Origin of the sequence: Actinophytocola sp. (genome assembly GCF_035762905.1) — a bacterium.
Taxonomy (GTDB): domain Bacteria; phylum Actinomycetota; class Actinomycetes; order Mycobacteriales; family Pseudonocardiaceae; genus DASYTH01.
This window is the reverse complement of record NZ_DASUCC010000076.1, coordinates 20531-46953: the sequence shown is the minus strand read 5'-3', so window position 1 is coordinate 46953 and position 26423 is coordinate 20531. Positions and strand designations below refer to the sequence as shown.

Sequence of the window (26423 nt, the reverse complement as noted above, 5' to 3'; positions counted from 1 at the left end):
CCCGGCACCGGCTGCCGTTCGGCATCGACGACGACTTCTGACGGGAGCCCCGATCGTGACCCATCCCGCCCAGCCGTGGCCCCCGGTGCTGGTGCCGGCCGACCGTCCGCGCCGGCCGGGATCGGTCCGGCGCACGGCGGTGCTGCGGGCCGAGCTTCGGCTGCCCCGGTTGGCCTTGGGTGCGCACGCGGACATCGTGTCCGCCGGCTTCGCCGCCGTGCTCTACCGCTATACCGGCCAGGACCGGATCAGCCTGCGCCAGGACGGTGCGCAGGTCCGGGTGCGGGTGGGCGGCGAGTCGACGCTGCGGGAGCTGACCGCCGCCGTCGCCATCGGCCGGGTTCGGAGTTCCGGGCCGGCCGAACTCGAGCTGCGGGTGCTGGACGGGGCGGTCGAACTGCACTACGACGCCGCGCTGTTCAACCGGGACACGGTCGAGCGGTTGGTCGACCACTACCGGACGCTGCTGTGGGACGGCGTCACGCACCCGGACCGCCCGGTGTCCCGGCTGCGGCTGATGACCGACCCCGAGCTGCGCCGGGTCCTGCTCGACTGGAACCGGACCGAGGCCGACCTGCCGCACGATGCCTGTCTGCACGAGGCTTTCCAGTACTGGGTGGGGCGTTCGCCCAACGCCGTCGCGGTCGTGCACGGCCGGCAGCGCTGGACCTACCGGCAGCTCAACGCCTCGGCCAACCGGCTGGCCCACCACCTGCGCGCGCTCGGGGTCGGCCCGGACGTGCGGGTCGGCCTGTGCCTGGACCGCTCGCCCGGTCTGCTGGTGGCGGTGCTCGCGATCCTGAAGGCCGGCGGCGCGTACGTGCCGATCGACCCGGACTACCCGGCCGCGCGGATCGCCGCGATGGTCGAGGGGACAGCGTGTTCGGTGACGATCAGCCGGTCGGCGGTGTCCGGCAACCTGCCGGACACCGGTGCCGGCAAGCTGATCCTGCTCGACCGGGACGCGCGGCCGCTGTCCGGCTGGCCCGAGCACGACCCGGATGCCGTTGCCGGGCCGGACAACCTGTGTTACGTCATCCACACCTCGGGCTCCACCGGTGCGCCCAAGCCGATCGCGCTGTGCCACCGCGGCGTGGTGAACAACCTGGCGGACCTCAATACCCGGTTCCGGGTCGGGCCGGGCGACTCGGTGCTGGCGCTGTCCTCGCCGAGCTTCGACATGTCCGTGTACGAACTGCTCGGCATCACCGGCGCAGGCGGCACCGTGGTGCTCCCGGAGCCGGGCCGCACCAGGGATCCCCGGCACTGGGCGGAACTGCTCGCCGGCCACCGGGTCACGATCTGGAACTCGGCCCCGGCCCTGCTCGGGCTGCTGGTCGAGGCGCTGGAGCAGGCCGGCGGTCCGGCGTTGCCGTACCTGCGGCTGGCGATGCTCGGCGGCGACTGGGTGCCGGTGCCGCTGGCCGACCGGGTCCGCGCGATCGCACCCGGGGTGCGATTCATCGTGCTGGGCGGCGCCACCGAGGCGTCCATCCACTCGACGATCTACGAGGTGACGGCGACCGATTCGGGTTGGCCGAGCATCCCCTACGGCCGCCCGATGGCCAACCAGCGCACCTACATCCTCGACGACACCGGGACACCGGTGCCGCCGGGCGTGGCGGGGGAGCTGTACCTGGCCGGCATCGGTCTCGCCCGTGGTTACCTCGACCAGCCCGAGCGCACCGCCGAGCGGTTCAGCACCTGGTCCTACGGCGAGGTCCGTGGCGAACGCCTGTACCGCACCGGTGATCTGGCCCGGTTCGGTCCGGACGGACTGATCGAGTTGTTGGGGCGCAAAGACTTCCAGGTCAAGATCAACGGCCTGCGGGTGGAGCTCGGTGAGATCGAAGCGGTGCTGCGCGCGCATCCGGGCGTGCGGCAGGTCGCGGTGGCCGCCCGCGACGGCCGGCTGGTCGGCTACGTGGTGCCGGCGGGCGGGCTGTCCGAGGACGACCTGCGCGAACTGGCGGCGAGCCGGCTGCCCGCGTACATGGTTCCCGGCGCGTTCCTGATGCTGGACCGGTTGCCGTTGTCGCCCAACGGAAAGCTGGACCGGGCCGCGCTGCCCGAGCCGGACCGGGCGGTCGCCGGGTACCGGGCTGGACGGTCCACGCGCGAGCGGGCCCTTGCCGAGGTCTACGCCGAGGTGCTCGGCCTGGACCGGGTCGGCGTCGACGACGACTACCTCGCGCTCGGCGGGGACAGCATCCGCGCCATCCAGATCGTGACCAAGGCCCGCGGCCGGGGCATCGAGATCACCCCGCAGCAGGTTCTCGGCCTCCGGTCGGTGGCCGCGCTGGCCGGTGTGGCCCGGGTCGCCACGGAGTCCACCGTGGACGATTCGGCGCCGCTGGTCACCGTGCGCCCGGCCGATCTCGCGGCCTGGCGCCTGCGCTACCGGCGGGTCGCCGACGTGTGGCCGCTGACCCCGATGCAGGCCGGGATGCTCTACGAGTCGATGCGCACCGACACCGGTCCCGACGCGTATCAGCTGCAGACGGTCTACCACCTGTCCGGGCCGGTGGATCCGGTCCGGCTGCGGGCCGCCGGCCAGGCCGTGCTGGACCGGTACGCCAACCTGCGGGCCGCCTTCGTCACCGATGCCGCCGACGAGTTGGTGGCCGTGCCGGTGGACGGGGTCGCGTTGCCCTGGCGGGAGATCGACCTGTCCGGCGCGCCGGACGACGCGGTGCGCCGGTTCCTCGCCGAGGACCGGGCCCGGCGGTTCGACCCGAACACCCCGCCGCTGCTCCGCATGACCCTGCTCCGCCGTGGCCCCGAACGCGCCGCCCTGGTCGTCACCGCCCACCACGCGCTGATCGACGGCTGGTCCGAGCAGGTGCTGGCGCGCGACCTCGTCCGGCTCTACGCCGCCGACGAACCGGAGCCGGTGCCCGGCTTCCGCGACTTCCTGGCCTGGCTGTGCCGGCGCGACCCGGACAAGAGCGCCCGGGCCTGGGCCGACGAACTTGCCGGTGTGTCCGGCCCGACCATGCTGGTCCCCGGCGCCTCCCGGGCGCGAACCGCCGACGTGGCCGAGGTTCGGGTCGACCTGTCGCCCGCCGAGTCCCGGCTGCTGACCGGTGGCGCCGCCGCACTCGGCGTCACCCCGAGCACCCTGGTGCAGGGCGCGTGGGCGATCCTGCTCGCCGCGCTGACCGGGCGGACCGACGTGGTGTTCGGCGCCACGGTGGCCGGCCGCCCCGCCGAGCTCACCGGCGTGGAGTCGATGGTCGGCCTGTTCATCAACACCGTCCCGGTGCGGGCCCGGACCGACCCCGGCGACACCATCGCCGATCTACTGACCGGTCTGCAGATCCGGCAAACCGCGCTGCTGGACCACCAGCACCTCGGGTTGACCGAGATCCACCGGATCGCCGGTGTCGACGCCCTGTTCGACACCCTGGTGGTGTTCCAGTCCTACCCGCCGGGCGCCGGTGCCGCGGCCGGCATCGAGATCACCGCCATCGACTCGGTCGGCACCGGCAGCTACCCGCTGACCTTGATCGTCACTCCCGGCCGGCTGATCCTGCAACACGACCGCGACCTCGTCCCCGAGCCCGCGGTCCGGCGGCTCGGCACCCGGTTCCGCGCGGTCCTCGGGCAACTCGCCGGCCCCGACCGCGCCCTCGGCACGCTGGACGTCCTGCCGCCCGACGATCCGCTGCGCACCGTGCTCGGCCCGGCGCCGGTTCCGGCCGCTCCCGCGCACGCCCCGGCCTACCGCCCCGGCCGCACCCCGGTGGAGTCGGCGCTGTGCGAGCTGATCGCCGATGTCCTCGGCGCCGACCGGGTCGGCATCGACGACCACCTGTTCGTGCTGGGCTGCAACTCGCTCAAGGCCACCCGGATCATCAGCCGGATCCGCCGGACCCTCGCCATCGAGGTCTCCATCCGGACCCTGTTCCGGTACCCGACCGTCGCCACCCTGGCGCCCCGGTTGGGCCCCGCCACGACCGGCAGCCGCCCCGGCCTACGCAGGATGACATAGGCAGGGCGGCTGGGCCGGTCAGGCCGCGCGGCGGCGGAGCAGGGAGTCGGCGATCTCCCCGCCGCGGATGGCGATGTTGGACAGCAGGGACGCCGACAGGCCGTGGGTGTGCTCGGTACCGCCCTGCAGGTAGATCCCGCACGGCAGCCCCGAGGTGACGACGCGGTAGTCGCGCTCCACGCGCAGACGGCCGGACGAATCGCGCAGGCAGTACTGGTCCAGGTCGCCGAGCAGGGCGGTGGGTTCCATGGCGTCGTAGCCGGTGGCGAACACCACCACGTCGACGGACAGTTCCTGCGGATCGTTGTCGATCAGCGACTGCACCTTGACCCGGGTCTCGGTGCCGGCCCGCTTGACCGCGGCGACCCGGGTCAGGTTCAGGAAGTTCAGCCGCTGGGAGTTGCGGACGCGCTCGCCGTAGGTGCGCCGGAACAGGTCCCGGATCACGTCGTCGTCGACGACCGAGTAGTTGGTGTTCTTGTGGTAGCGCCAGAAGGCTTCCCGGGTCTGGTCGGTGCCGTTGTAGTACTCGTCGACCGCGCCGGGATCGAACACCTGGTTGGCGAACGGGGTGTCGTCGGCGACGGCGTAACCGTAGGACGGCATGATCGCGTAGATCTGCGCGTGCGGCACGTTGTCGTGCAGGAACCGGGTGATCTCGGCCGCGCTCTGGCCGGCGCCGATCACCGCGACGCCCTTGATGTCGTCCGGATTGATCCGGCCGTACCGGTCCAGGAACTCGGAGGTGTGCCAGACCCGGTCGTCGACCTCGATGCCGGCCGGCATCCGCGGCACCAGCCCGGTCGAGATGACCACGTTGCGCGCGTTGACCAACCGCTCGCCGCCCCCGCCGCGGTCGGCCACCTCGACCTGGATGTAGTCGGCCGATCCCGGCGACGTCCCTGGCGGCAGCCGGATCGCCCGGACGTCGGAGTTGTACGAGACCCGGTCGGACAGGCTGGCCGCGGCCCATTCCAGGTACTGGTGGAACTCCTGCCGGGTCGGGAAGAAGTCCTGGTTGTTGACGAACTGCACCAGCCGGCCGGCGTCGTGCAGGTAGGACACGAAGCTGAACCGCGACGACGGGTTGCGGAACGTGGCCAGGTCCTTGAGGAACGAAATCTGCATGGTCGCGTCCGGCAGCAGCATGTTGCGGTGCCAGCCGAACGACGGCTGCCGCTCGAAGAACGCCGAGGAGATCGGACGTCCCCCGACGTTCCCCGGGTGTTCGTCCAGTGCGACGGCAAGCGACAGATTAGACGGGCCGAACCCGATGCCAACCACGTCGTACATCTCGTGTTCAGGCGTACCCATAAGAATCTCCTTGCCGCACAGCCATGACGGGCTCTGCCGCACCTTCGAGGGTCAGTTTCGTAATCCAATGTATGGACTAGTTTTACATTGTTCAACTCAGGCGCCAATGGAGCCTCGGAGGCGGATCTGTAAAGATTGACCGGTGGGCGTCATAGCGGGGGCGTCCTGTCCTGCCGACAGGACGACGCGACGCTTCGCCCGCACCGGCGACAATCGATGGACTGGGCGCGGGCGCGGCTGCCATCGTGAGGTGGTCAGGCTCATGTGGCTGTATGGCAAGGAAAGCTGATGGCCGGTTTCGCTGAGCGGTGGGGTTTCGGCCCGGACAAATTCTGGCTGTACGACGGGTTGCCCGAGGAGTTGGTCGAGTTCGACGAAAGCCTCGGACTCTGGCATGTATATGGATATCCGGAGGCGCTTGAGGTTCTCAACAATCCCGATGCGTTCTCGACCGACTCCGCGCGGCTGTTCAACCTCGATGAACAGACGGCGAAGTACATCGACGGCGACCTGACGCAGATGACCGGTGCACAGCATGCGCACCTGCGCGAGCAGGTCGCCACGGCGTTCGGCGCGACCGCCATGGCCGACCTCGAACCGCGGGTGCATGAGGTGGCCGGCGGACTGCTGGACAACCTGGCCGGACGGGACCGGTTCGACCTGCTCGGCGAGTTCGTCGGCGACCTGTCCGGGATCGTCTTCTGCGAGCTGCTGGGCATCCCGGCCGAGGACCGGGCGCTGTTCGCCCTGATAGACCAGAACATGGACGCCGAAGCGCAGCTGGCCACGGTGGCGACGAGCGAGGGTGCGGACTACTTCGACAACCTCACCGCGCCGTTGCAGCCGTTGCGGGACATGCTCGGCGCGCACATCGACCGGCGGATCCGGCAGCCCCGCAAGGATCTGCTCAGCCTGCTGGTCGGTGTCCGCAAGCTGGACGGCACGCCGCTGTCCCGGGACCAGATCATCAACTTCGTGATCGGGATGCTCGGCGCCGGGCACCTGTCCACCCCGTTGCTGATCGGAAACGCGACGCTGTGCCTGGAGTCGTTCCCTGATCAGGCGGTCCGGGTGCGCACGGACCGCTCGCTGGTGCCGGGCATGCTCGAGGAGACGATGCGGTTCCTGACTCCGGCCGCCGCCACCTACCGGGCCACCACCGTGGCCGCGCAGATCGCCGGCCGGACCATCCCCGCCGACCAACTGGTCCGGGTGTGGTTCGGTGCGGCCAACCGGGATCCGCGCCGGTTCGGCGATCCCGGCAGGTTCGACGTCACGCGCGATCCCAACCCGCATCTCGGGTTCGGCCACGGTGACCATTTCTGCCTTGGCCGGCGGATGATCCGGATCGAGACCCGGATCGTGTTCAACCTGCTCCTGGACCGTTGCCCGGACCTGCGGGTCGACCCGGACGTCGCCCCGGCCTTCTTCGGTTCCCCGGATTTCACCGGTGTGCGTTCGGTCTGGGTGCGCAGGTAACCACCGTTTGGAACCAACAGCTTGGAACCAACAGAAGGACGACCATGACCGACTTTGCCCACCGGTGGGGATTCAGTGCGGACCGGTTCTGGTTACACGGCGCGCCACCGAAGGCGCCGGTCGAGTTCGACGAGGCGCTCGGCCGCTGGAACGTCTACGGCTACCCGGAGATCGTCGAGGTGCTGAACGATCCCGAGGCTTACACGCCCAACTGCACGCGGCTGTTCGACCTCAGTGCGGAGGCCGCGCAGTACGTCGAGGGCGACATGTCGCAGATGACCGGGCCGGAGCACACGCACATCCGCGGCCAGGTCGGCCGGGCGTTCACCCCGAAGGCACTGGACGGTCTCGAGGGGCGGATCCGCGAGCTGGCCAGGGAGCTCGTCGACGACCTTGCCGGCCTGGACCGGTTCGACCTGCTGGGCGACTTCGTCGAGGACGTGTCCGCGATCGCCTTCAGCGAGCTGCTCGGCACCCCGGTGGAGGAGCGCGAGGTGTTGCGGGTGAAGGACCAGGCGATGGACTACGAGGGGGAGATGAGCACCCTCGACTCCGGCGAGGACTACTTCGACGGCCTGACCGCACCGCTGGCTCCGCTGCGCGAGTTCGTCGGCAAGTACGTCGACGAGCGGGTCCGTGAGCCGCGCGATGATCTGCTCAGCCTGCTGGCCGGGTTCCGCAAGCTGGACGGCACCGCGCTGACCCGGGACCAGATCATCAACTTCGCGATCAGCATCCTCGGCGCCGGCCGCCTGGCCACCCCGATGCTGTCCGGCAACGCGCTGCTCTGCCTGGAGTCGTTCCCGGACCAGGCCGCCCTGGTGCGCGCGGACCGCTCGCTGGTACCCGGCATGCTCGAGGAGAGCATGCGGTTCGTGACCCCGGCCAACGTCTCGTTCCGGGCCACCAACGTCGACGTGCGGCTCGGCGGGCACCGGATTGCCAAGGACCAGTTGGTGATGTTGTGGTTCGGTGCGGCCAACCGGGATCCACGACAGTTCACCGACCCCGACGAGTTCGACGTCCTGCGCAACCCCAACCCCCATCTGGGGTTCGGCCGGGGCGCCTACTACTGCGTCGGCGCGCAGTTGGTGCGGATCGAAACTCGAATCATGTTCAACCTGCTCATGGACTACTTCCCCGACCTGCGGGTCGATCCGGACCGTTCGCCGGTTTTCTTCCGATCGCCCGAGTTCACCGGAGTGCGGTCGATGTCGGTGCGCCCGGCCGGGCCGAACGCGGCCGGCCGATCGTACGTCCGGCCCGCCGCCTGATGGGGCGGACTTACGGCGATCGGCAGCAGTCGAGCCGCCCGAACGGCCGGCAGCACGCATTCCCAATACCGCATCGGGTCTGTGCAATTTTTGCGGTTCACGTATAATCACGGAACTTAACGCCTGAATGAATCCGGTGCTGGTGTACGCTACTCACCAAGCATCGGACCTGTTCAGGTGGACTGGGATATGGCCCAGGGGGTTGTGGTCCGCCGAATGTAGGCGTGAGCATCGCGTCCGTCCGGGGGTGGTCGTCGGTGTTGAGGATTCTCGGGCCTCTCGAGCTCACTGCGGAGCGCCGGTTGTTGAAGATCGGTGGGCCGCGCGAGCAGGTCGTGTTGGCCATCCTCGCGCTGCGCGTTCACCGGGTGGCCTCGATGGACCAGCTCATCGACGTGGTCTGGGCCGACGATCCGCCACCGACCGCGCGTGGCCAGATCCAGACGTCCATCTCGGCCCTGCGCAAGCTGCTCGGGGATGCCGGCCGGCCGGACGCGATCAAGACCCGGTCCTCCGGCTACCTGCTCGACATTCCCGACGACGACCTGGACAGCACCCGGTTCAGCAGCCTGATCGCGGCCGCGCACCAGCAGGCTGCGGAGGGCCAGCTGGCGGCCGCGGCCGAGACCATGCGCAGCGCGCTGAACCTGTGGCGAGGACCGGCCTGCGACGGCATCCAGAGCGACATCGTGCGCAACGCCGCGTCCGTGCTCGAGGAGTCCCGGCTCACCGCGACCGAGGAACTGGTGCGGCTGGAGCTCGAGCTCGGCCGGCACGTCGACATCACCGGCGAACTGCAGGCGCTGATCGCCGAGCATCCCTGGCGCGAGCGGCTGTACGGGTTCCTGATGCTGGCCATGTACCGCTCCGGGCGGCAGGCCGAGGCGCTCGAGGTGTACCGGCGGGCCCGCACCGTGCTGACCAACGAGGTGGGCATCGAGCCCGGCCAGGAACTGCGCGATCTGGAGCGCGCCGTGCTCAGCGGCGACCCGTCGCTGGACCTGCCGGAGGCCGGCGAGGAGCCCGCAACCGAGCAGCCCTCGGTGATCCCGCGCCAGCTGCCGAGCAGCATCGCCGACTTCGTCGGCCGCGAGGATCTGCTCGACGAGATCAGGCAGATCCTGGCCTCGGGGGAGTCGACCGCCCCGTACGCGGTGCCGGTGGTGGCCATCTCCGGCCGGGGCGGCGTCGGCAAGTCGACCCTGGCGCTGCGGGTGGCGCACGAGCTCGGCGATGCGTTCCCGGACGGGCACATTTACGTCGACCTGCAGGGAGTTCGCGACGACGAGAGCCCGCTCGCGCTGCTGGCGCGGTTCCTGCGCGCGCTCGGCGTCCGCGGCTCGCTGATGCCGGACGGCCTGGTCGAGCGGGTGGAGATGTATCGCAGCCGGCTGGCCAGCAAGCGGTTGCTGCTGGTGCTCGACGACGTGACCAGCGAGCAGCAGGTGATCCCGTTGCTGCCGGGCAGCCCGAGCTGTGCGGTGCTGGTGACCAGCCGGGCCCGGCTGGTCGGCCTGCCCGGCGCGAGCTTCATCGGCATCGACACGTTCGACGAGGCGACCGCCGCCGAGTTCCTGGCCCGGATCGTCGGCCGGGACCGGGTGGAGGCCGAGCCGATGGCCACCACGGAGGTGATCACCTACTGCGGCCGGCTGCCGCTGGCGCTGCGGATCGCCGGCGCCCGCCTGGTTTCCCGGCCGCACTGGCGGATCGGCGACCTGGCCCGGCGGCTGAAGAACGAGGTCCGCCGGCTCGACGAGCTCAGCCATCAGGGCCTGGCCATCCGGTCCAGCATCGGGCTGACCTACCGCAGCCTGCCGGAGCAGGCCAAGCGGCTGTTCCGGCTGTTCGCGATGATCAAGGTGCCGGACGCGCCCGGCTGGCTCGCGGCGGCTCTGCTCGACATCGAGCTGACCGAGGCCGAGGACCTGCTGGAACGGTTGGTGGAAGCCCAGATGCTGGACGCGGTCCGCGATCCGGTCGGGCAGATCCGCTACCGGTTCCACGACCTGATCCGGGTCTACGCGCAGGAACGCCTTGCCGAGTCGGAGAAGGAGGATGAGCGGCGAGCGGCGTTGGAACGGGTGCTCAGCGGCTGGCTCGCGCTGGTCGAGAACGCGCACCGCAAGGAGTACGGCGGGGACTACACGATCCTGCACGGCACCGCGCCGCGGCTGCGGCTGGCCGAGTGGGCCTATGACGACCCGATCGGCCACCCGATGGACTGGCTGGAGAACGAGCGGATCTGCCTGGTGTCGGCGATCCAGCAGGCGGCCGCGGCCGGCTTGGACGAGACCTGCTGGGATCTGGCGCTCACGGCCGTGAGCCTGTTCGAGGTCCGCGGCTACCTCGACGACTGGCGCAAGACCGCCGAGCTGGCCCTCGCCACGGCCCGGCGGGCCGGCAACCGCACCGGAACCGCGGCGATGCTGTACTCCCGAGGGTCGTTGCATTACAACCAGAAGCAGCTCGACGACGCCGCCGTGATGTTCGCCCAGGCACTGGAGATGTTCGAGGCGGACGGGAACCTGCACGGCCAGGCACTGGTGCTGCGCAACGCCGCCAACGTGGACCGGCTGCGCGGCAACTTCGACGCGATGCTCGCCAGGTACACCGACGCGCTGGCCATGATGCGCACCGTCGGCGACCTCATCGGCCAGGCCAGCATCCTCACCGCCCTGGCCCGGTACGAGATCGACGAGGGCGACTTCCCCGAGGCGCAGGAACTGCTGCGGGAGGCGCTGGAACTGTGCCGGACCGCGAACTACCGCCGCGGTGAGGCGCATGTGGTGTGCCGCCTTGCCGAGCTGTACCGCCGGACCGGCCAGCTGGCGCTGTCCCGCAAGTCGCTGACCGACGTGCTGCGCACGGTTCGGGAGACCGGCGACCGGGTGGGCGAGGCGTACGTGCTCTACGGGCTCGGCATGGTCCGGCGGGACGAGGGCCGGCTGGACGCCGCCGAGGCGACCCTGGCGCTCGCCCTGGACCTCGCGGAACGGACCGGCGAACAGCAGGTCGAGGGCCAGTCGCGGTACTCGCTCGGCGAAATCGCGATCGTCCGGGTGGACAACACCACCGCGGCCCGGCATCTGGAGAAGGCGCGGGAACTGTTCAGCCGGCTGGGTGCCGCGATCTGGATGGCCAGAACCTACATTCTGCAACTCGAGCTGCACGATGCGGCGGGCGAGGCCCAGCAGGCGCAGAATGTACTGGAACAGGCACAGAACGTGCTGTCCGGAATCGATTCGAAGCAGTCGACACAACTGCTGCTTCAACTCGAGGAAATGAAATCCGCGCTGCTCACCGAGGACATCTCGGGGCAGCGCGGATAACGGAGGCGAATGTCAGGGCCGGTCCCACGGCCAGTCGTCGCTGTTCGGGCTGGGGCCGTCCCACGGCCAGTCGTCGCCATTGGGCGCCGGCCCATCCCACGGCCAGTCGTCGCCATTTGCCTGGGGAGCGTCCCACGGCCAGTCGTCGCTATTCGGCTGGGGACCGTCCCACGGCCAGTCGTCCTCGACGGCGCCGGCGGGAGCGGATAACGCCGGTGCACTGCTCATCGAATCCGCGGAATCCGCCGATGCGGTTGCGGGCAGGGACAGCAGGAACAGGGTCGCGCCGGCGGCGGTCAGGATGGCGCCCTTGATGCTCATGGTGTTCTCCCAGATTTGTTTGGATTTCGAGCCGTTCTCGATCTGGGCTGAAGCACACAGTCCGGCGATCCTGATCTACGCTTCACTCGCTCACGGCTACTCCTGAGAGCTGAGGATCGGTTGAGGAGCGGTTGAGGAGCGGGCCGTTGACGATGAGGTGCAGACGATCTGGTCTGGGATAACTAGCGAGCGGTGAGTCATGAAGAACGTTCCGATGCGCCTACGGCACAGCGACATGCTGCGTGCCCTGGAGACCATCGATCTGCTCGATGTGGTGGCGCACGAGTTGACCCGGCGGGCAAATGGAGCCGCCGGCCGACCCCGTGGGTACCGGCTCGTTCCGCACACCGAAGGTGCGGCGGCCGGCGAGCTGACCGCGGTGGAGGACGTGGAAACCGGGCAGGTCTGCCTGATGCCGGCGCCGAGCCTGCAGATGATCTGTCTGGCCGGACTGACCGGGCTCGCCTCCCGGACATTCCTCGAGCCACGCGTGGTGACCGCCGCGGTGTTCGGCTCGGCAGTCGCTGCCCAGCTGCACCTCAGCGTGATCGCCCGGTACGTGCCGAACGTCAGTCACGCGGCGGTGCATCCGGCCGTCGTCGAGTCCGGGCCGGACGCCGGCTGGGGACTGCGTGACGAGCTGGAGCTGGCCGGCATCGTGGTGTCCGATGCCGACGATGCCCGCCGGGCCGCGTTGGGCGCCAATCTGGTTGTGGTCGCCGAGCTCGGCTGGGAACGGCTGGACATGCCCGTGCTGCATCCGGGTGTGTTGCTGGTCAACGCCACCCGGCGGGACCTGCCGGACGAGCTGCTGGCCCAGGTCGACCACGTCTACGTCGACGACCTCGAACTGATGGAGCACAACCAGCACCGGAAGTTCGTGCGCCAGCACATGTCCGGATCGAACGGGCCGGATACGGCGCGGCAACACGAGGGCTGGCACCGCCGCGAACCGCGGTGGCGCTATCAGCGGCGGATCGACGGTGAGCTCGGAAACGTGCTCGGCGACGAATACCGCCCGGACATCGACGACATCATCCTGGTCGAACTCTTCGGCGGCGGCGGGCTGGATGTCCGGCTCGCCGGGCACATCCATCAGGCTGCGATCAAGCTGGGTCTCGGCCAGCACGGTAACGACGAAAGGGAGTGAGTCTCGTGCGATTCGACATCAAGTTGCTTGGTAGTTTCGAAGCCACCCTCGACGGTGTGTCCATCGTTCCTACCGCGGCCAAACCGCGTCAGGTTCTGGCGATGCTGGCGCTGAACGCCGGCCATGTCGTATCGGCCTCGGCGTTGATGACCGAGCTGTGGGGGCAGTTGCACCCGCGGGCGGCAACGACGACGCTGCACACCTACATCGGCAAGCTGCGCCGGGGAATCGAGCTGGCGATCGACGGAAAGTCGGCCTACGAAGCCAAGAAGATCCTGGTGACCGAGCAGCTCGGCTACTGCATGAACGTTCCGATCGAGGCCATCGACATCGGCAGGTACGAGCGGTTGGCCCGCGCCGGCCGGATGGCGGCCGACGCAGGCGACTACGAGACCGCGGCCCGCAACCTGGAGATCGCGCTGCAGTTGTGGCGCGGGCCGGTGATGACCGACGTCGCGGTCGGTGCGCACCTGTCGATCGAGGGCGTGCGCCTTGAGGAGAACCGGCGCAGCGACCTGGATCTGCGGATCGAGGCGGACCTGCGGTTGGGCCGGCACCGCAAGGTGCTCGCCGAGCTCGCCTGGCTGTGCACCCGGTTCCCGATGTCGGAGAACTTCTGCGCCAAGTACATGCTGGCGCTGTACCGGTCGGGCGAGCAGTGGCGGGCCCTCGAGGCGTTCACCCGGATGCGGTCGATCCTGGCCGACGAGCTCGGTGTGGACCCGTCGACCAACCTGCAGGAGCTGTATCTGGCCATTCTTCGGCGGGACGCGGCGGTCGAGGACTTCCGGTTCTTCACCGGAAACTGGGCGCTCACCGGGGCGAAGGCCGGCTGATGTTGCTACAGGCAGGCCGGGAACTGCGTGAGGGTGACCGCGGGCTTCGGCTCGGGCAGTCGGCTCATCAGATCGGCGGTGTCCCGGTGCAGTGTGGAGTCGCGCTCCGCGAAGTCGGTGCGGACCCGCTCTTGCACCTGGGGCGGCTGCTCCTGGCTCAGCTTGAACATTCCGTCCGCCTTGGTGATGGTGAACTGGAACGCACCGACGCCGGGCAGAATGCGCAGGAAGTGTTCGATGGAACCGGCCATGTCCCAGCCCGCGCCGAACTCGGCTTCGAAGGCGCGCACGGTGGCCATGACGACGGCGAGCGTGCGCACCCGGGAATCGATCTTCGTCAGCGTGCCGTGCACGTGCACCGAGGTGAAGTTCCAGGTCGGGGCGGCCGGGGTGGTCTGGTATACGGTGGGGGACACATAGGCGTGCGGGCCGGTGAACACGAGCAACGCGGATGCGCCATTCTCGAGTTTCTGCCAGTGCGGGTTGGCCCGGTTCATGTGTCCGAGCAGGGTGACGCCGCTGAGGTCGTCCGGCCAGTTTCCGGTCATCCGGGACTCCGGAATCACCGGTAGGTGGGTCGCGAACGGAACGTCGCCCGTCGGGCCGTCCGTCACCAGCAGAGCCAGTGGGTTCTGCCGAACGATGTCCACCATCCATGAGCCGTCCGGCTCGCGATACTGGCCGGGAACGAACATACGCGCCATCCTTCGGAATTTGTTTGATAGCCCCGATTTCGATGATCAGGGACGGATTCGGCGCGAGCAAGGGAAACGCGGCACTGGGTGTCTGGTCGGCAGGACGGGTTCGAAGGTTCGCTTGCACAATGTTCAAGTTGTGTTCGTGCAGGTGGCGGAGTTGGCCGGGCACTTGCCCGGCTCGCCCCGCTGAACCTGCTCGCCTGCGCCGGAGTGATCAGGCTCGAGGAACGCGTAACGTATCGCCCGGGTGGATCACATCGGGATTGGTGATGGTCAGCGGGTTGGCCGCCACCAGCCGGTCGAAATGGTTGCCCGAGCCGTAGTAGCGGACCGAGAGGTCCCACAGCGTTTCGCCCGGCGCCACAACGTGTTCCAGGTAGTTGCGGTAGCCGGGAACGATCATCCGGCCGAGCAGCACCGGAACCGTCACCGTGTCGCGCTCGGCGCCGTCCGCGGGCGAGACGTGGAACACCGCGACGGTGAGCCGCTCGCTGGTGAACGCCGCGCCCGCCACGTTGGCCACCAGTTGGAACTGGTCGTGGCCGCCGGCGCCGTCACCGGCCATGAAGCTTCCGGTCACCGTGGTGTGGCCGTCCGAGATCCGGTAGTTGAAGGCGGCTTCGAACGCCCCACCGGCCAGGCCGCTGACGCGAACGTTGTCGCCAACCAGGTCCTGCGGTCGCGGTTGCTGAACGTCGATCGACATGCGGGCCATTATGCCGCTATGTTGGCATCTCACGTGATCATGACACTTCTGGTCAAGGAGGTACGGATGAGGCGGCTTCTCGGCAGCGTGGCCGTTTCGGTGCTGGTGGGCGCAACCTGCATGGCGCTTTCCGGATCGGCCGCCGCGGCACCGAACTTCCAACTGCCGTTCACCTGCGGGCAGCAATGGCGCCTGGACACCTGGGGTCACAGCCCCGCGCTGGACATGGTGCGTGAGCCCAACCAGGTCGGTACCGAGGGCGCGGCACTGCTGGCTCCGGCCGCCGGCACCGTGAACCAGTCCTTCTTCCACAGCAACGCCGGCAACGTCATCCAGATCAACCACGGCAGCCGGCACTTCACCACCTACCTGCACCTGCAGTCCCGGGCCGTCTCGGTGGGTGCCCGGGTCGCCCAGGGCCAACTGATCGGCCGGGTCGGCCGGACCGGCCCCACCTCGAACAACCATCCGCACCTGCACTACGAGCAGGGCTTTGACAGCAACGGCAACGGCAGCGTCACCTGGGGCGCCGCCGGCACCGAACGGGTCGCCGCGGTGTTCAACGGAACCACCTACACCGGCTCGAGCCGCACCTGGCGCAACGTGGCCAGCCGCAACTGTGGGGCGGCGGCCGCGGACCTCGAGCGGGTGTCCGACTTCAGTGGTGACGGCGCGGCCGACGTTCTCGGCGTGACCGCGGACGGGAACCTGTTGTATTACCCGAACAACAATTTCGCGTTGTCGTCGGCGCGGCAGATCGGACAGGGCTGGGGTGAGTTCCGGCATGTGATGGCCGCGGACTTCAGTGGCGACGGCGCCGCCGACGTCCTCGGCGTGACCGCGGACGGAAACCTCATGTATTACCCGAACAACAACTTCGCGTTGTCGGCCGCGGTGCAGATCGGGCACGGCTGGAGCGAGTTCCAGCACGTCTTCGCCTCCGACTTCAGCGGCGACGGCGCCGCGGACGTCCTCGGCGTGACGGCGGACGGAAACCTGCTGTATTACCCGAACAACAACCATGCCCTGTCCCCCGCACGGGAGATCGGACATGGTTGGAGTTCGTTCCCGCAGGTGATGTAGCGGTCAGCCCATGCTCTTCGCGCCGTCGAGGGATTCCCTGATGATGTCGGCGTGGCCTGCGTGCTGGGCGGTCTCGGCGATGATGTGCATGAGCACCCGCCTGGCCGTCCAGCGCGCGTTGGGCTCGAACCAGGGCGCCTCGGGCAGCGGCTGGGTGGCGTCCAGATCGGGCAGGCCGGCGACCAGCTCGTCGGTGCGCCGGGCCGCCGCCTCGTAGTCGGCCAGCACCCCGGCCAGGGTCTCGTGCGGGAGCAGGACGAACTGGTTTCCCCACTCGGCCCAGTCGTCCTCGGTCATGGTGGCCGGGTCGCCGCCCATTCCGGCGGGCCCGTCCAGGATGAAGTCCACCCAGTTCCGCTCGACCGCGGTCACGTGCTTGATCAGACCGCCGAGGCACAGCTCGCTTGCGGTGCTGCGCCGCCGGGCCTGCTCGTCGGTCAGGTCGCGGGTGGTGAAGCGCAGGAAGTGGCGGTGCTTGGCCAGCATGGCCAGCAGGTCGGCGCGCTCGCCGGTGACGGTGGCGGTCGGTGCGGGGGCCTGGGTGGCGCTCATCCTCGGTGCCTCTTTCCTTGTCGTTCCGGTCTGAACCCAGGCTATGCGGTATAGCGGCCACTTTTTGACCGCAATGTCCGGCACGATTGACGGCATGGCGAACACCAGCTCCCGAACCCTGCGGCTGCTGTCCCTGTTGCAGACCCACCGGTACTGGTCGGGCACCGAACTGGCCGACCGGCTCGGCGTGTCGGCGCGCACCCTGCGCCGGGACGTCGACCGGCTGCGCGAGCTGGGTTACCCGGTCCAGGCTCAGCGCGGGGTGGACGGCGGCTACCAGCTCGCCGCGGGCGCCGCCCTGCCGCCGCTCGTGGTCGACGACGAGGAGGCGGTCGCCCTGGCCATCGGGCTGCAATCGGCCGCGCAGGGTGCGGTGGAGGGCGTCGCCGAGGCGGGCGTGCGGGCGCTGGCCAAGGTGGTGCAGGTGATGCCGGCCCGGTTGCGCCGCAGGCTCGAGGCACTGCGCGCGATGACCGTGTCCGCGAGCTGGACCGGCCCGGCGCGGCCCGGCGTCGACCCCGGGGTGCTCACCGCGGTCGCGCTGACCTGCCGGGACAGCGAGCGGCTGCGGTTCTCCTACACCGCCGCAGGCGGCGCCCGGACCGACCGGCACGTCGAACCGCACCGGCTGGTCAGCCTCGGCCGGCGCTGGTACCTGGTCGCCTACGACCTCACCCGGCACGACTGGCGCAGCTTCCGGGTCGACCGGCTCGAGGCTCCGCAGGCCACCGGTGCCCGGTTCCGGCCCCGCCCGCTGCCCGCTGCCGACGCCGCCGAGTTCGTCCGCGCGGGGCTGGACCAACAGCCCCGCAACTACCGGGTGGAGGCGCTGGTCGACGCGCCGGCGCCGAGCGTGCGGGACAAGATCGGCCAGTGGTGCACCGTCGAGGAGGTGGATGCCGGTCGCTGCCGGCTGCACATGACGCCGGACTCGCTGGACTGGGCGATCCTGGCGCTCGGCGTGCTCGGCGCCGACTTCCGCGTCCTGCACCCGCCCGAGTTGACCGACCAGATCCACTCCTGGGGCGCCCGGTTCACCCGTTGCTCGGCGTAGCCGTGATCACCAGTCCACAGCCACCTTCGTGTTGTCCACAGCCCCGAACTGGGAAAAGTGCCGGTTATCCACGGCTCAATCCACAGGCTGGGCTACAGCTGGCGGCGTTGCCACTGCTGGTTGGTGCCGGTGCCGCAGGTCCACTGGGTGGCCGGGGCGCCGTCGGTGGTGGCGGCGCCGCGGATGTCTAGGCACTTGTTGCTGTGCCGGGCGATGAGCTGGACGTACCCGGTGCCGAGGTCCTGGACGCGCCACTGCTGGTTCGTGCCGGTATGGCAGGCCCACTGGACCACCCGGGCGCCATCGGCGGTGGACGAGTTGAGCACGTCGAGGCACTTGTCGCTGTTGACGCTGACCACGGTCACGAAGCCGTTGCCGGCGTCGCGGAGCTGCCACTGCTGGTTGGCCTGGCCGTTCGCGGTCCACTGCACGATGTCGGCGTCGTCGGTGGTGGCGGCGTTGAAGACGTCGAGCAGCTTGCCGCTGTGCCGCGCGGTGAGGGTGTAGCGGGCGGGCACCGGAACGGTGCTCTGCGGGGCCAGCCGGTAGAGGGCGGCGCCGTGGGCCGGGATGGTGCGGGTGAGGGTTCCCGTGACGGTGCCCAGGTTGGCGCCGGTCCACAGGTCGGTGACCGTGGCGGAGCCGATGCCGAGGCCGGCGAGGTTGACCGAGACCGGTCCGGCCGCGGCATCGCGGTTGAACACGGCCAGGTACCGGTGGTTCGTGCCGGGCACGTCGGCCGTCCACACGGGACGGTTGCCGCCGGTCAGCTGGCGGTTGTTGGTGCTGTTCTGGTCGACCGCGAGCACCGCGGCGTTGGTCATCATGGCCAGGTCGGCCGGGCGGTTCTCGACCAGGTTTCCGCCCCACATCAGCGGTGAGCGGGTGATCGACCACAGGGTCATCAGCGTGCGCTGCTCGTCGGCGGTCAGGTTGGAGTAGCGCGGCGAACCGACCGGTCCGAACTTGGCCAACCGGCCGATCGGGATCATGTCCGGATCCGGCCAGGCGCCGGTGGACCGGAACGGGGTCCAGTCCCGCAGCACCTCGAACAGCGCGTTGACGCTGGACCAGTTGTCCCACAGGTCGTTGACCGTGCGCCACAGGTGCGCGTTGGCCTGTACGTGCGAGCCGCTGGCCAGCGGGGTGGGGCCGGGGGAGAGGCTGAGCACCATCGGCCGACCACTGCGCTCGATCGCCCGGCGGTAGCCCTCGACCTCGGACTGCCGGTAGGTGGGCGCGGCGATGTCGTCCACCTTGACGTAGTCCACGCCCCAACTCGCCAGCAGCGCGAACGCCGAGTCCAGGTAGGCCTGCGCGCCGGCGTGGCTCATGTTCAGGCCCCACATGAGGTTCAGCCAGGACGCCGTGGTGTTGTTGTTGATCTGGTTGGCGCGGAACGAGGTGCCGAGGATCGGCACGTTGTCGGCGACCGCCTGGCGCGGGATCCCGCGCATCAGGTGCACCCCGAACTTCAGCCCCTGGGCGTGGATGTAGTCGGCCAGCGGCCGGAAACCGTTGCCGCCGGCCGACGACGGGAACCGGGTGGGATCGGGCAGCAGCCGGCCGTTGCCGTCCATGTGCAGCCGCGGCAGCAGGTTCGCGTCCTGGTTCGGGCTTGCGTTGTGCCGGCCCGGGTAGTACCAGGCCCAGTCGATGACGACGTACTGCCAGCCGAACCGGCGCAGGTTGTCGCGCATGTAGTCGGCGCCGGCCCGCACGTCGGCCTCGGTGACGCTCCAGTTGAACGAGTCGTAGGTGTTCCAGCCCATGGGCGGGGTGCTGGCCACCCCGTTGTTCCAGGCGCCGGCCGGCTGCCCGCTCGTGCCGACCAGGCTCGCGAGCAGCAGCAGTACCGCCAGGAACAGCCGCGAGCGCATCACGGTGTGGCCGGCTCGCCGGACGGGCCGGGCAGCCGGGTGCTCAGCGCCACCGGGGTGCCGAAGTTGGGTGTGCCGTTGGCGTTCCAGGTGATCTTCTGGGCCCGGGTGCTGCGGTTGAGTTCGCAGCCGCCCGGCGTGCTCGTGGCGTGGTAGACGATCCAGTCCTCGGTGCCGTCCGGCGACTTGAAGAAACCGTTGTGGCCGGGGCCGAACACCCGGTTGGCGTCGTTGCGCTGGAAGATCGGCTGCGGGGATTTCACCCAGGATGACTGGTTGAGCGGGTCGCCGCCGTTGTAGGTGAGCAGGCCGAGCTTGTAGTCCGGGGTGGAGCAGTGGCTGGCGGAGAACACGATGAACGTTCGGCCGTTGCGCTGGATCACCTCGGGGCCCTCGTTGACCGCGCCGCCGATCCGTTCCCAGTTGAATGTCGGGTTGGACAGGATGCGGCGGGTTCCGCTGGCCGTCCACGGGTTGGACAGCGGGCGGATGAACGCCGGCTGCGAGCCGTTGAAGAACGTGCCGAGCAGGTAGAGCCGGCCATTGAGTTGCAGGATGCTGCCGTCCAGCTCCCAGGTGTTGTTCTGCTGCGGATCGAGCATGGAGGCCTTGAACGTGTACGGGCCCATCGGGTCGAGGCCGGCGCTCTCCGCCACGTGGATGCGTTGGGAGTTCAGGTTGAACGGCTCCCGGCCGGCGGTGTAGTAGAGGTACCAGCGTTGTCCGCTGGGACCGTTGAGCAGGTGGAACTCCGGCGCCCACATGGTTCCCGCGGCGGTGGGCCGGGTGAGCCGGAAGACCACCGTCTCCGGCGCGCTGGCCAGGCCGGCCAGTGTGCGCGCCCTGCGCATCGTGATGGTGTTGTTCCAGGTCGTTGTGGCCAGGTAGTAGTTCCCGTTGAAGTACTGCAGCCACGGGTCCGGCCCGCGCTGGACCAGCGGGTTGGTGAACGGCGCCGCGCCGGCCGCCGGCGCGGAGAGCACCGGGACGAGCGTGATCGTCAGCAGCACCACCAGAAACTTCGCGAACCGGGACAGCCAGGTACGGCGCGACATGGGCAACTCACCCCTCGGCAGCCAGGCGAAACGCACAGCAGGGAACCGGGCGTCACCGAGCGTACCTCCCGTTCGACTTCTCGTATAGCATTCGAAATATCGAACAAGATCAGAGGGTGTCCGGGTATTCGAAGAAGCCCCGGCCGGTCTTGCGGCCCAGCTCGCCCGCGCCGACCTTGGCCACCAGGAGGTCGCAGGGGCGGTAGCCCTCGTCGCCGGTGCGCTCGAGCAGCACGGCCAGTGAGTCCACCACGTTGTCGAGGCCGATCAGGTCCGCGGTGGCCAGCGGGCCGCTGCGGTGCCCGAGGCAGCCGGTGAACGCGGCATCCACCGACTCCGGCGTGGCCAGGCCGTCCTGCACGATCCGGGCCGCCTCGTTGATGGACCGCTGCAGGATCCGGTTGATCACGAACCCCGGGCCGTCGCCGACGTGCACCGGCGTCTGACCGAGCGCGGCGAGCAGTTCCTCCGCCGCGCGGACGGCCGCCGCGCTCGAGCGCCGGCCGTGGATCAGCTCGACCGTGCGGATCAGGTACGGCGGGTTCATGAAATGGATGCCGACCAGATCCTCCGGCCGCGCAACGTGATCGGCCAGCTCGTCGATTGGAATCGCCGACGTGTTGGACACCACCAACGTGCCGGCGGCCAGCACCGCCGTCGCGGTGGCGAGCGCGGTCGCCTTGCTGTCCAACCGTTCGGTGACCGACTCGACCACCGCGGTGGCGTCGGCCACCCGGGCCACGTCGGTGGTGGTCTCCAGCGCGGCGTCCGGCGTGCCGGCCGGGAACGCGCCCATCAGCCGGGCGAGCCGAAGCTGCCGGGCGATGCCGGTCCGGGCCCGGTCCAGTGCCGGCCCGTCGATGTCGACCAGGACGACCGGAACGCCGGATCCGATGGCCAGCGCGGCGATTCCGGTGCCCATCACGCCCGCGCCGAGCACGCCCAGCCGGGGGTCCTGGCCGCCGCTCACCGCCGGCTCGTCTCTGGCTCGACCGGCCGGCCCTGTCTGAGGAAGGCGATTCTGGCCATTACTCCCGTTCCTGTTCGCCAGTCGAGTGGCAACCCGAGACCAGGAAAAGTGAACAATGGCGCACACCGCAAATGTCGGCGAACAATTCCAGGCCCCGGGTTTCCTGTGGCCCCCCTCGGACAAATGCACACAATCCATCCCGGAGCCGCCGCGAACGGTAAGCTACCACGCCCGACGATCACCGGACAACAGATGTTGTTCACACCGCGTGGTCTTCCGGCCGGCCCCTCGGCGACCGGCGCCGGTGACGGGCGGACACGGTGGGTGCCGGACCATCAACGCTTGGTATGGGTCCTTGGGATGGTCGGGACCGGGGTGGGGCACCTAACGTGTTCGTGGGCATACTGCCCGGTTTCGTCGTGTCTCCCTGCTGGCGCGATGTTCGAGGAGTTGACTATGCGCAGCCCTAAGCGATTGGTCGGCCTGGCCGTGGTCGCGGTCAGTGCCCTGGCGGTCCTGGCATCGCCGGCTTCGGCCCATGATCCCAACTCGCCTGAAGGAAAGGCCGAAGCCGCGGCCATGGAGCGGGATCATGAACCGGCCTGGCGCCAGGATCCGGTCACCGGCCTGGCTCTTGTCCCCTGCACCAACGGAATGGCCGGCCAGTTCCCGTGCCGCAACGTTGACCTGCTGGCTCACCTGCCGCTGACCAGCATCGGCGGCGGCCGGGGCAACAGCATGTGGGGCTGGACCGACTCGTCCACCGGCCGGGAGTACATCATCTTCGGCCGCAGCAACGGCGCCGCGTTCGTCGACGTGACCACGCCGACCACCCCGCGCTACCTGGGCAACCTGCCGTCGCACAACGGAACCAGCAGCAGCTGGCGGGACATCAAGGTGTACCGCAACCACGCGTTCATCGGCGCGGACAACATCTCCAGCCACGGCATGCAGGTGTTCGACCTGACCCGGCTGCGCAACGTCACCACCCCGCAGACGTTCACCGCCAACGCCCGCTACACCGGCTTCGGCAACTCGCACACGCTGTCGGTCAACGAGCAGACCGGGTTCATCTACGCCGTCGGCACCAACACCTGCAGCGGTGGCGTGCACATGGTCAACGTGCAGGCCCCGACCTCGCCGCGCAACGCCGGCTGCGTGAGCAACGACGGCTACGTGCACGAGAACCAGTGCGTGGTCTACAACGGCCCGGACACCACCCACCGCGGCCGGGAGATCTGCTTCAACTACAACGAGGACACGCTGACCATCGTCGACGTGACCACGAAGACCGCGCCGCGCCAGCTCTCCCGCACCACCTACACCAACGCGCGGTACACCCACCAGGGCTGGCTCACCGGTGACCACGCCCGCCTGGTGATGGACGACGAGCTGGACAACAACCCGCGCACGCTGATCTGGAACGTCTCCGACCTGGACCGCCCGGTGCACACCGGAACGTACAACCCGACGTTCGGTACCGCGGTCGACCACAACCAGTACGTCGTTGGCAACCGCATCTACCAGGCCAACTACCGGGCCGGACTGCGCATCCTGAACGCCAGCGGGATCGCGTCGAACCAGCTGAGCGAGATCGGCTTCTTCGACATCTACCCGGCGAACAACAGCAGCGGTTTCAACGGTGCGTGGAACGTCTACCCGTTCTTCAGCAGCGGAACCATTGCCATCAGCGGAATCGAACAGGGCCTGGTCCTGGTCCGGGCGACGGTGTAGCCATGCGGGACCGATCGTTTTGATTCGTGACCGAACCGGCCGGCGCGCGGAACTCCGCGCCCGGCTCGGTTACCGCCGACCGAACAGGGCGGTGACGACCTCGATGGCCGTCGCCGCCCTGGTCCTGGCCGGGCTTCTGGTGTTCGTCTCGGCCAGGTCCTGCGGCAGCGCGTCCGGGCACCAGGCCCACCGGGTGGTGCCGCCGAGTACCTCGGTCGTCGACGAGGGCCTGGACGTGGTGCACGACGGCTACCGGATCGTGCTGTCCGAAGAGCCCGCCGAACGCGGTGCGGCGGTCCCGGTGGCCTTCCGGATCCTCGACATGCGCGGGAACCCGTTGACCCGCTACGACATCGGGCACACCAAGCCGCTGCACTTCTACGTGTTGCGCGAGGACATGAGCCAGTACCAGCATCTGCACCCCGAACTGCACGGGGACACCTGGCACACCACGATCGCCGTGCCGGACGGCGGCCTGTACCGGCTCTACGCCGAGTTTCTCGCGCCGGAACGGACCGACCCGATGCACTCCACCGTGCTCGGTGTCTCGTTCGTGATCCCCGGGGACACCGCGCTGGTTCCCCTGGCACCCCCGGCGGCCAGCGCCAAGGCCGGCGCGCTCACCGTCAGCCGCGCCGACGGCGCCGCGGCGGTGGCCGTGAACAAGGTCAACGAGCTGCGGTTCCGGGTCACCGACGAGGCCGGCGCGCCGGTCGACCGCCTGGACGCCTATCTCGGCGCCTACGCGCACATGTCGGCGTTCAACTCGATCAGCATGGGCCTGCTGCACCAACATCCGCAGGACCAGGTGATCGGGGAACTGCTCGGCGGCCCGGAGATTCGCTTCGCCGCCCAGTTCGCGCATCGCGGCGAACACCGGCTGTTCCTCGAGTTCAGCGTGGCCGGCCAGGTACACCGGGCCGAGTTCACCGTCTTCGTCACCTGACCTCGCGGTCCGTCGCGCAATGTGTCGCGGGCGCTACGGAAGGCCGTTTCGAGCATGATCCACCTGGCTGGTTCTTCGTCGTGCCGTGCGACCTTCTTGTGCCAGAATGAGGTTGACCGTAAAGGGTCGTCTGTTCCTGTCTCGGTGGTCGGCTGAGGCGTTCAATCTCCTGACTGGCCGTGGAGGTGCAGGCGCTCCTTCTTCGCCGGGCGAAGGAGATGGCGCACGTTGTCCACGCAATCCGACAGCACGCACCTGTTCGCCAGCCTCACCAAGCGGGAATGGGACGTTCTCCGGCTGCTGGCACAGGACAAGACCGATCGGGAAGTGGCCGTACTGCTGGGAATCCGCGAGCGAACGGCGCGCGCCCACGTGAGCCGGATCATTCAGAAGCTCGGGGTCGCGTCCCGGGTGGGCGCGGCGGTCGCCTATGTGGAATGGACCCTGCGCGCGCCGGGATCGGACCTGGCGGAATAGCCAATGGAGCACACCGCCCCGGCGTGTCACCCTGCGTAGAACCCCCGGACGCCCACCGGCGGGGGGAATCCGGGCCGGCTCTGGGTGCTGGGGGTGCAGAGCCGGCCCGGACCCGGGCTCATCCGCCGGCGACGGACGGGATGATCTGGACCTCGGCGCCGTCGGACAGCGGGGTGGCGGCGGCGCCGGTGTACCGGCATTCCTCGCCGTTGACATAGAAGTTGACGTAGCGGCGCAGGGTGGCGCTCTCGTCGCGCAGCCGGCGCTCGAGCGCGGGGTAGCTCGTGGCGAGCACGTCGAGCAGGCCGGCGAGGGTTGCCGGCTCGGCGACGTCGACGTCGAGCCGGGACTGCCCGTCGGCCCGGTCCCGCAGCACGCCGGGAAGCAGCACGGTGACCCGCATGGCGTCAGACCACAGCGGCCCGGACGCACAGCACGTCGGGCAGGTGGGTGGCGACCGGCTGCCAGCTGTCGCCCTCGTCGCGGCTGGCGTAGACCTCGCCGGTGCGGGAGCCGAAGTACAGCCCGGCCGGGTCGGCGTCGTCGGCGCACATGGCGTCGCGCATCACCCCGGACCAGAACCCGTCCGGCAGTCCCTTGCCAAGCGCGTCCCAGGTCTTGCCGGCGTCCTCGCTGCGGTACACGCGGCACTTGCCCTCCGGCGGGAACCGCATGGCGTCGGCCACGAGCGGGAAGTTGTAGATCACGTCGGGCCGGTGCGGGTGCGCCACCATCGGGAAGCCGAAGTCGCTCGGCAGCCCGTCGGCGATGGACTGCCAACTGGCCGTGGCGTCGTCGCTGCGGTAGACGCCGTGGTGCACCTGGACGAAGTACCGGTCCGGGGCGGCCGGGTTGGCGGCGATCTTGTGCACGCAGTGGCCGTACTCCGGATACGGGTCGGGCACGTGCACCGCGCGGATGCCGGTGTTGCGCGGCTGCCACGAGGCGCCACCGTCCTCGGTGCGGTAGACGCCGCCGGTCGACATGGCCACCGTGACCACCTCGGGCGCGGTCGGGTGCGGGATCACCGAGTGGATCGCCTTGCCGCCGCCGCCGGGCGTCCAGTGCTCGCGGTGCGGGTGGTCCCACAGGCCGCGGACCAGCTCGTAGGTGCGGCCGCCGTCGGTGGAGCGGAACAGCGCGGACGGCTCGACCCCGGCGTAGACCACGTCCGGCTCACCGGCCGGGCCGGGGGCGATCTGCCAGGCGCGGGCCAGCGCCTCGCCGGTGTCCTCGGGGAAAGCGATCGGGGCGTGGTCGGGCTCCTGCCAGGTGGCGCCCAGGTCGTCGCTGGTGGCCACGCTCGGCCCGAAGTGCTCGCTGTTCACTCCGGCCAGCAGCCGCGGCGTGTCCCGGCGGGTGTCGATGGCGACCGCGTACACGTCGGTCATGGCATGGTGCGGGCCGGTCACGTCCCAGCTGGCCCGGCCGTCGGTGCTGGTGGCCAGCCATAGTCCCTTCCGGGTACCGATCGCGAGCAGAACCTTCTGTGGCATCTGTCCTCCCAGGATCTTCGGATCGGCGCTGAGCCTATGCCCGGGGACCGACAGACCGCTCCTTGCGCTGGG

At 69.5% G+C, this 26423-nt stretch carries 21 protein-coding genes; 11 read left to right on the top strand and 10 right to left on the bottom strand.

Annotated elements, in window-relative coordinates; genetic code table 11:
* Positions 1-55: 55 nt before the first annotated feature.
* Positions 56-3994 (top strand): amino acid adenylation domain-containing protein, encoded by a 3939-nt coding sequence (locus VFV67_RS15135; RefSeq protein WP_326470567.1) that lies wholly within the window; start codon positions 56-58, stop codon positions 3992-3994.
* Between the two features lie 18 nt (positions 3995-4012).
* Here VFV67_RS15135 and VFV67_RS15130 read toward each other — a convergent pair whose 3' ends face one another.
* Positions 4013-5308: a lysine N(6)-hydroxylase/L-ornithine N(5)-oxygenase family protein gene (locus VFV67_RS15130; RefSeq protein ID WP_326470565.1), complete on the bottom strand. Its 1296-nt coding sequence runs from the start codon at positions 5306-5308 to the stop codon at positions 4013-4015.
* A 288-nt stretch (positions 5309-5596) separates the two neighbouring features.
* Between VFV67_RS15130 and VFV67_RS15125 the strand changes: the two genes are divergently transcribed.
* The 3 genes from VFV67_RS15125 to VFV67_RS15115 all read left to right on the top strand — a co-directional run bounded on the left by VFV67_RS15125 (position 5597) and on the right by VFV67_RS15115 (position 11393).
* Entirely contained in the window at positions 5597-6787 is a 1191-nt protein-coding gene (locus VFV67_RS15125; RefSeq protein WP_326470563.1) for a cytochrome P450, read from the top strand.
* 44 nt (positions 6788-6831) lie between these two features.
* Positions 6832-8061, top strand: a complete 1230-nt coding sequence (locus VFV67_RS15120) for a cytochrome P450 (RefSeq protein ID WP_326470561.1) — start codon at positions 6832-6834, stop codon at positions 8059-8061.
* Positions 8062-8363: 302 nt separating this feature from the next.
* A complete protein-coding gene (locus VFV67_RS15115; protein ID WP_326470560.1) occupies positions 8364-11393 on the top strand; it encodes an AfsR/SARP family transcriptional regulator in 3030 nt (1009 codons plus the stop codon).
* Between the two features lie 12 nt (positions 11394-11405).
* Here VFV67_RS15115 and VFV67_RS15110 read toward each other — a convergent pair whose 3' ends face one another.
* Positions 11406-11714 carry a hypothetical protein gene (locus tag VFV67_RS15110; protein WP_326470559.1) on the bottom strand — a complete coding sequence of 103 codons (309 nt, stop codon included), beginning with the start codon at positions 11712-11714 and terminating at the stop codon, positions 11406-11408.
* 199 nt (positions 11715-11913) lie between these two features.
* On the opposite strand from VFV67_RS15110, the gene VFV67_RS15105 reads away from it, so the two are divergent.
* Positions 11914-12864 (top strand): hypothetical protein, encoded by a 951-nt coding sequence (locus tag VFV67_RS15105; RefSeq protein ID WP_326470557.1) that lies wholly within the window; start codon positions 11914-11916, stop codon positions 12862-12864.
* A gap of 56 nt (positions 12865-12920) precedes the next feature.
* Positions 12921-13700, top strand: coding sequence for an AfsR/SARP family transcriptional regulator (locus tag VFV67_RS15100; protein WP_326470555.1), 780 nt, complete (start codon positions 12921-12923; stop codon positions 13698-13700).
* 5 nt (positions 13701-13705) lie between these two features.
* On the opposite strand, the gene VFV67_RS15095 is transcribed toward VFV67_RS15100, so the two are convergent.
* Both VFV67_RS15095 and VFV67_RS15090 read right to left on the bottom strand, forming a co-directional pair.
* Entirely contained in the window at positions 13706-14404 is a 699-nt protein-coding gene (locus tag VFV67_RS15095) for an FMN-binding negative transcriptional regulator (RefSeq protein WP_326470554.1), read from the bottom strand.
* A 208-nt stretch (positions 14405-14612) separates the two neighbouring features.
* Positions 14613-15104, bottom strand: a complete 492-nt coding sequence (locus tag VFV67_RS15090; protein ID WP_326470553.1) for a Gmad2 immunoglobulin-like domain-containing protein — start codon at positions 15102-15104, stop codon at positions 14613-14615.
* Between the two features lie 66 nt (positions 15105-15170).
* Here VFV67_RS15090 and VFV67_RS15085 point away from each other — a divergent pair, with 66 nt between their 5' ends.
* Positions 15171-16187: a VCBS repeat domain-containing M23 family metallopeptidase gene (locus VFV67_RS15085; RefSeq protein WP_326470552.1), complete on the top strand. Its 1017-nt coding sequence runs from the start codon at positions 15171-15173 to the stop codon at positions 16185-16187.
* Between the two features lie 3 nt (positions 16188-16190).
* Here the strand turns inward: VFV67_RS15085 and VFV67_RS15080 are convergent, their stop codons facing one another.
* Positions 16191-16739: a DinB family protein gene (locus VFV67_RS15080; RefSeq protein ID WP_326470551.1), complete on the bottom strand. Its 549-nt coding sequence runs from the start codon at positions 16737-16739 to the stop codon at positions 16191-16193.
* A 94-nt stretch (positions 16740-16833) separates the two neighbouring features.
* Here VFV67_RS15080 and VFV67_RS15075 point away from each other — a divergent pair, with 94 nt between their 5' ends.
* On the top strand, positions 16834-17793 hold the full coding sequence (locus VFV67_RS15075) for a YafY family protein (RefSeq protein ID WP_326470550.1): 960 nt from the start codon (positions 16834-16836) through the stop codon (positions 17791-17793).
* 92 nt (positions 17794-17885) lie between these two features.
* Here the strand turns inward: VFV67_RS15075 and VFV67_RS15070 are convergent, their stop codons facing one another.
* The 3 genes from VFV67_RS15070 to VFV67_RS15060 form a co-directional block, all read right to left on the bottom strand.
* Positions 17886-19673 (bottom strand): alpha-galactosidase, encoded by a 1788-nt coding sequence (locus VFV67_RS15070; protein ID WP_326470591.1) that lies wholly within the window; start codon positions 19671-19673, stop codon positions 17886-17888.
* Entirely contained in the window at positions 19673-20728 is a 1056-nt protein-coding gene (locus VFV67_RS15065; RefSeq protein ID WP_326470549.1) for a glycoside hydrolase family 43 protein, read from the bottom strand. The genes VFV67_RS15070 and VFV67_RS15065 overlap by 1 nt, the downstream gene beginning before the upstream one ends.
* 109 nt (positions 20729-20837) lie before the next feature.
* Entirely contained in the window at positions 20838-21698 is an 861-nt protein-coding gene (locus VFV67_RS15060) for a 3-hydroxyacyl-CoA dehydrogenase family protein (RefSeq protein ID WP_326470548.1), read from the bottom strand.
* 456 nt (positions 21699-22154) lie between these two features.
* On the opposite strand from VFV67_RS15060, the gene VFV67_RS15055 reads away from it, so the two are divergent.
* The 3 genes from VFV67_RS15055 (at position 22155) to VFV67_RS15045 (ending at position 24855) form a co-directional block, all read left to right on the top strand.
* A complete protein-coding gene (locus VFV67_RS15055; RefSeq protein WP_326470547.1) occupies positions 22155-23432 on the top strand; it encodes a choice-of-anchor B family protein in 1278 nt (425 codons plus the stop codon).
* Positions 23433-23523: 91 nt separating this feature from the next.
* Complete coding sequence (locus tag VFV67_RS15050; protein ID WP_326470546.1) at positions 23524-24378, top strand: hypothetical protein; 855 nt, start codon at positions 23524-23526, stop codon at positions 24376-24378.
* 228 nt (positions 24379-24606) lie between these two features.
* Entirely contained in the window at positions 24607-24855 is a 249-nt protein-coding gene (locus VFV67_RS15045) for a LuxR C-terminal-related transcriptional regulator (protein WP_326470545.1), read from the top strand.
* 118 nt (positions 24856-24973) lie between these two features.
* Here VFV67_RS15045 and VFV67_RS15040 read toward each other — a convergent pair whose 3' ends face one another.
* Both VFV67_RS15040 and VFV67_RS15035 read right to left on the bottom strand, forming a co-directional pair.
* Positions 24974-25258: a MoaD/ThiS family protein gene (locus tag VFV67_RS15040; protein WP_326470544.1), complete on the bottom strand. Its 285-nt coding sequence runs from the start codon at positions 25256-25258 to the stop codon at positions 24974-24976.
* A gap of 4 nt (positions 25259-25262) precedes the next feature.
* Positions 25263-26351, bottom strand: a complete 1089-nt coding sequence (locus VFV67_RS15035; RefSeq protein ID WP_326470543.1) for an exo-alpha-sialidase — start codon at positions 26349-26351, stop codon at positions 25263-25265.
* Positions 26352-26423: the final 72 nt, after the last annotated feature.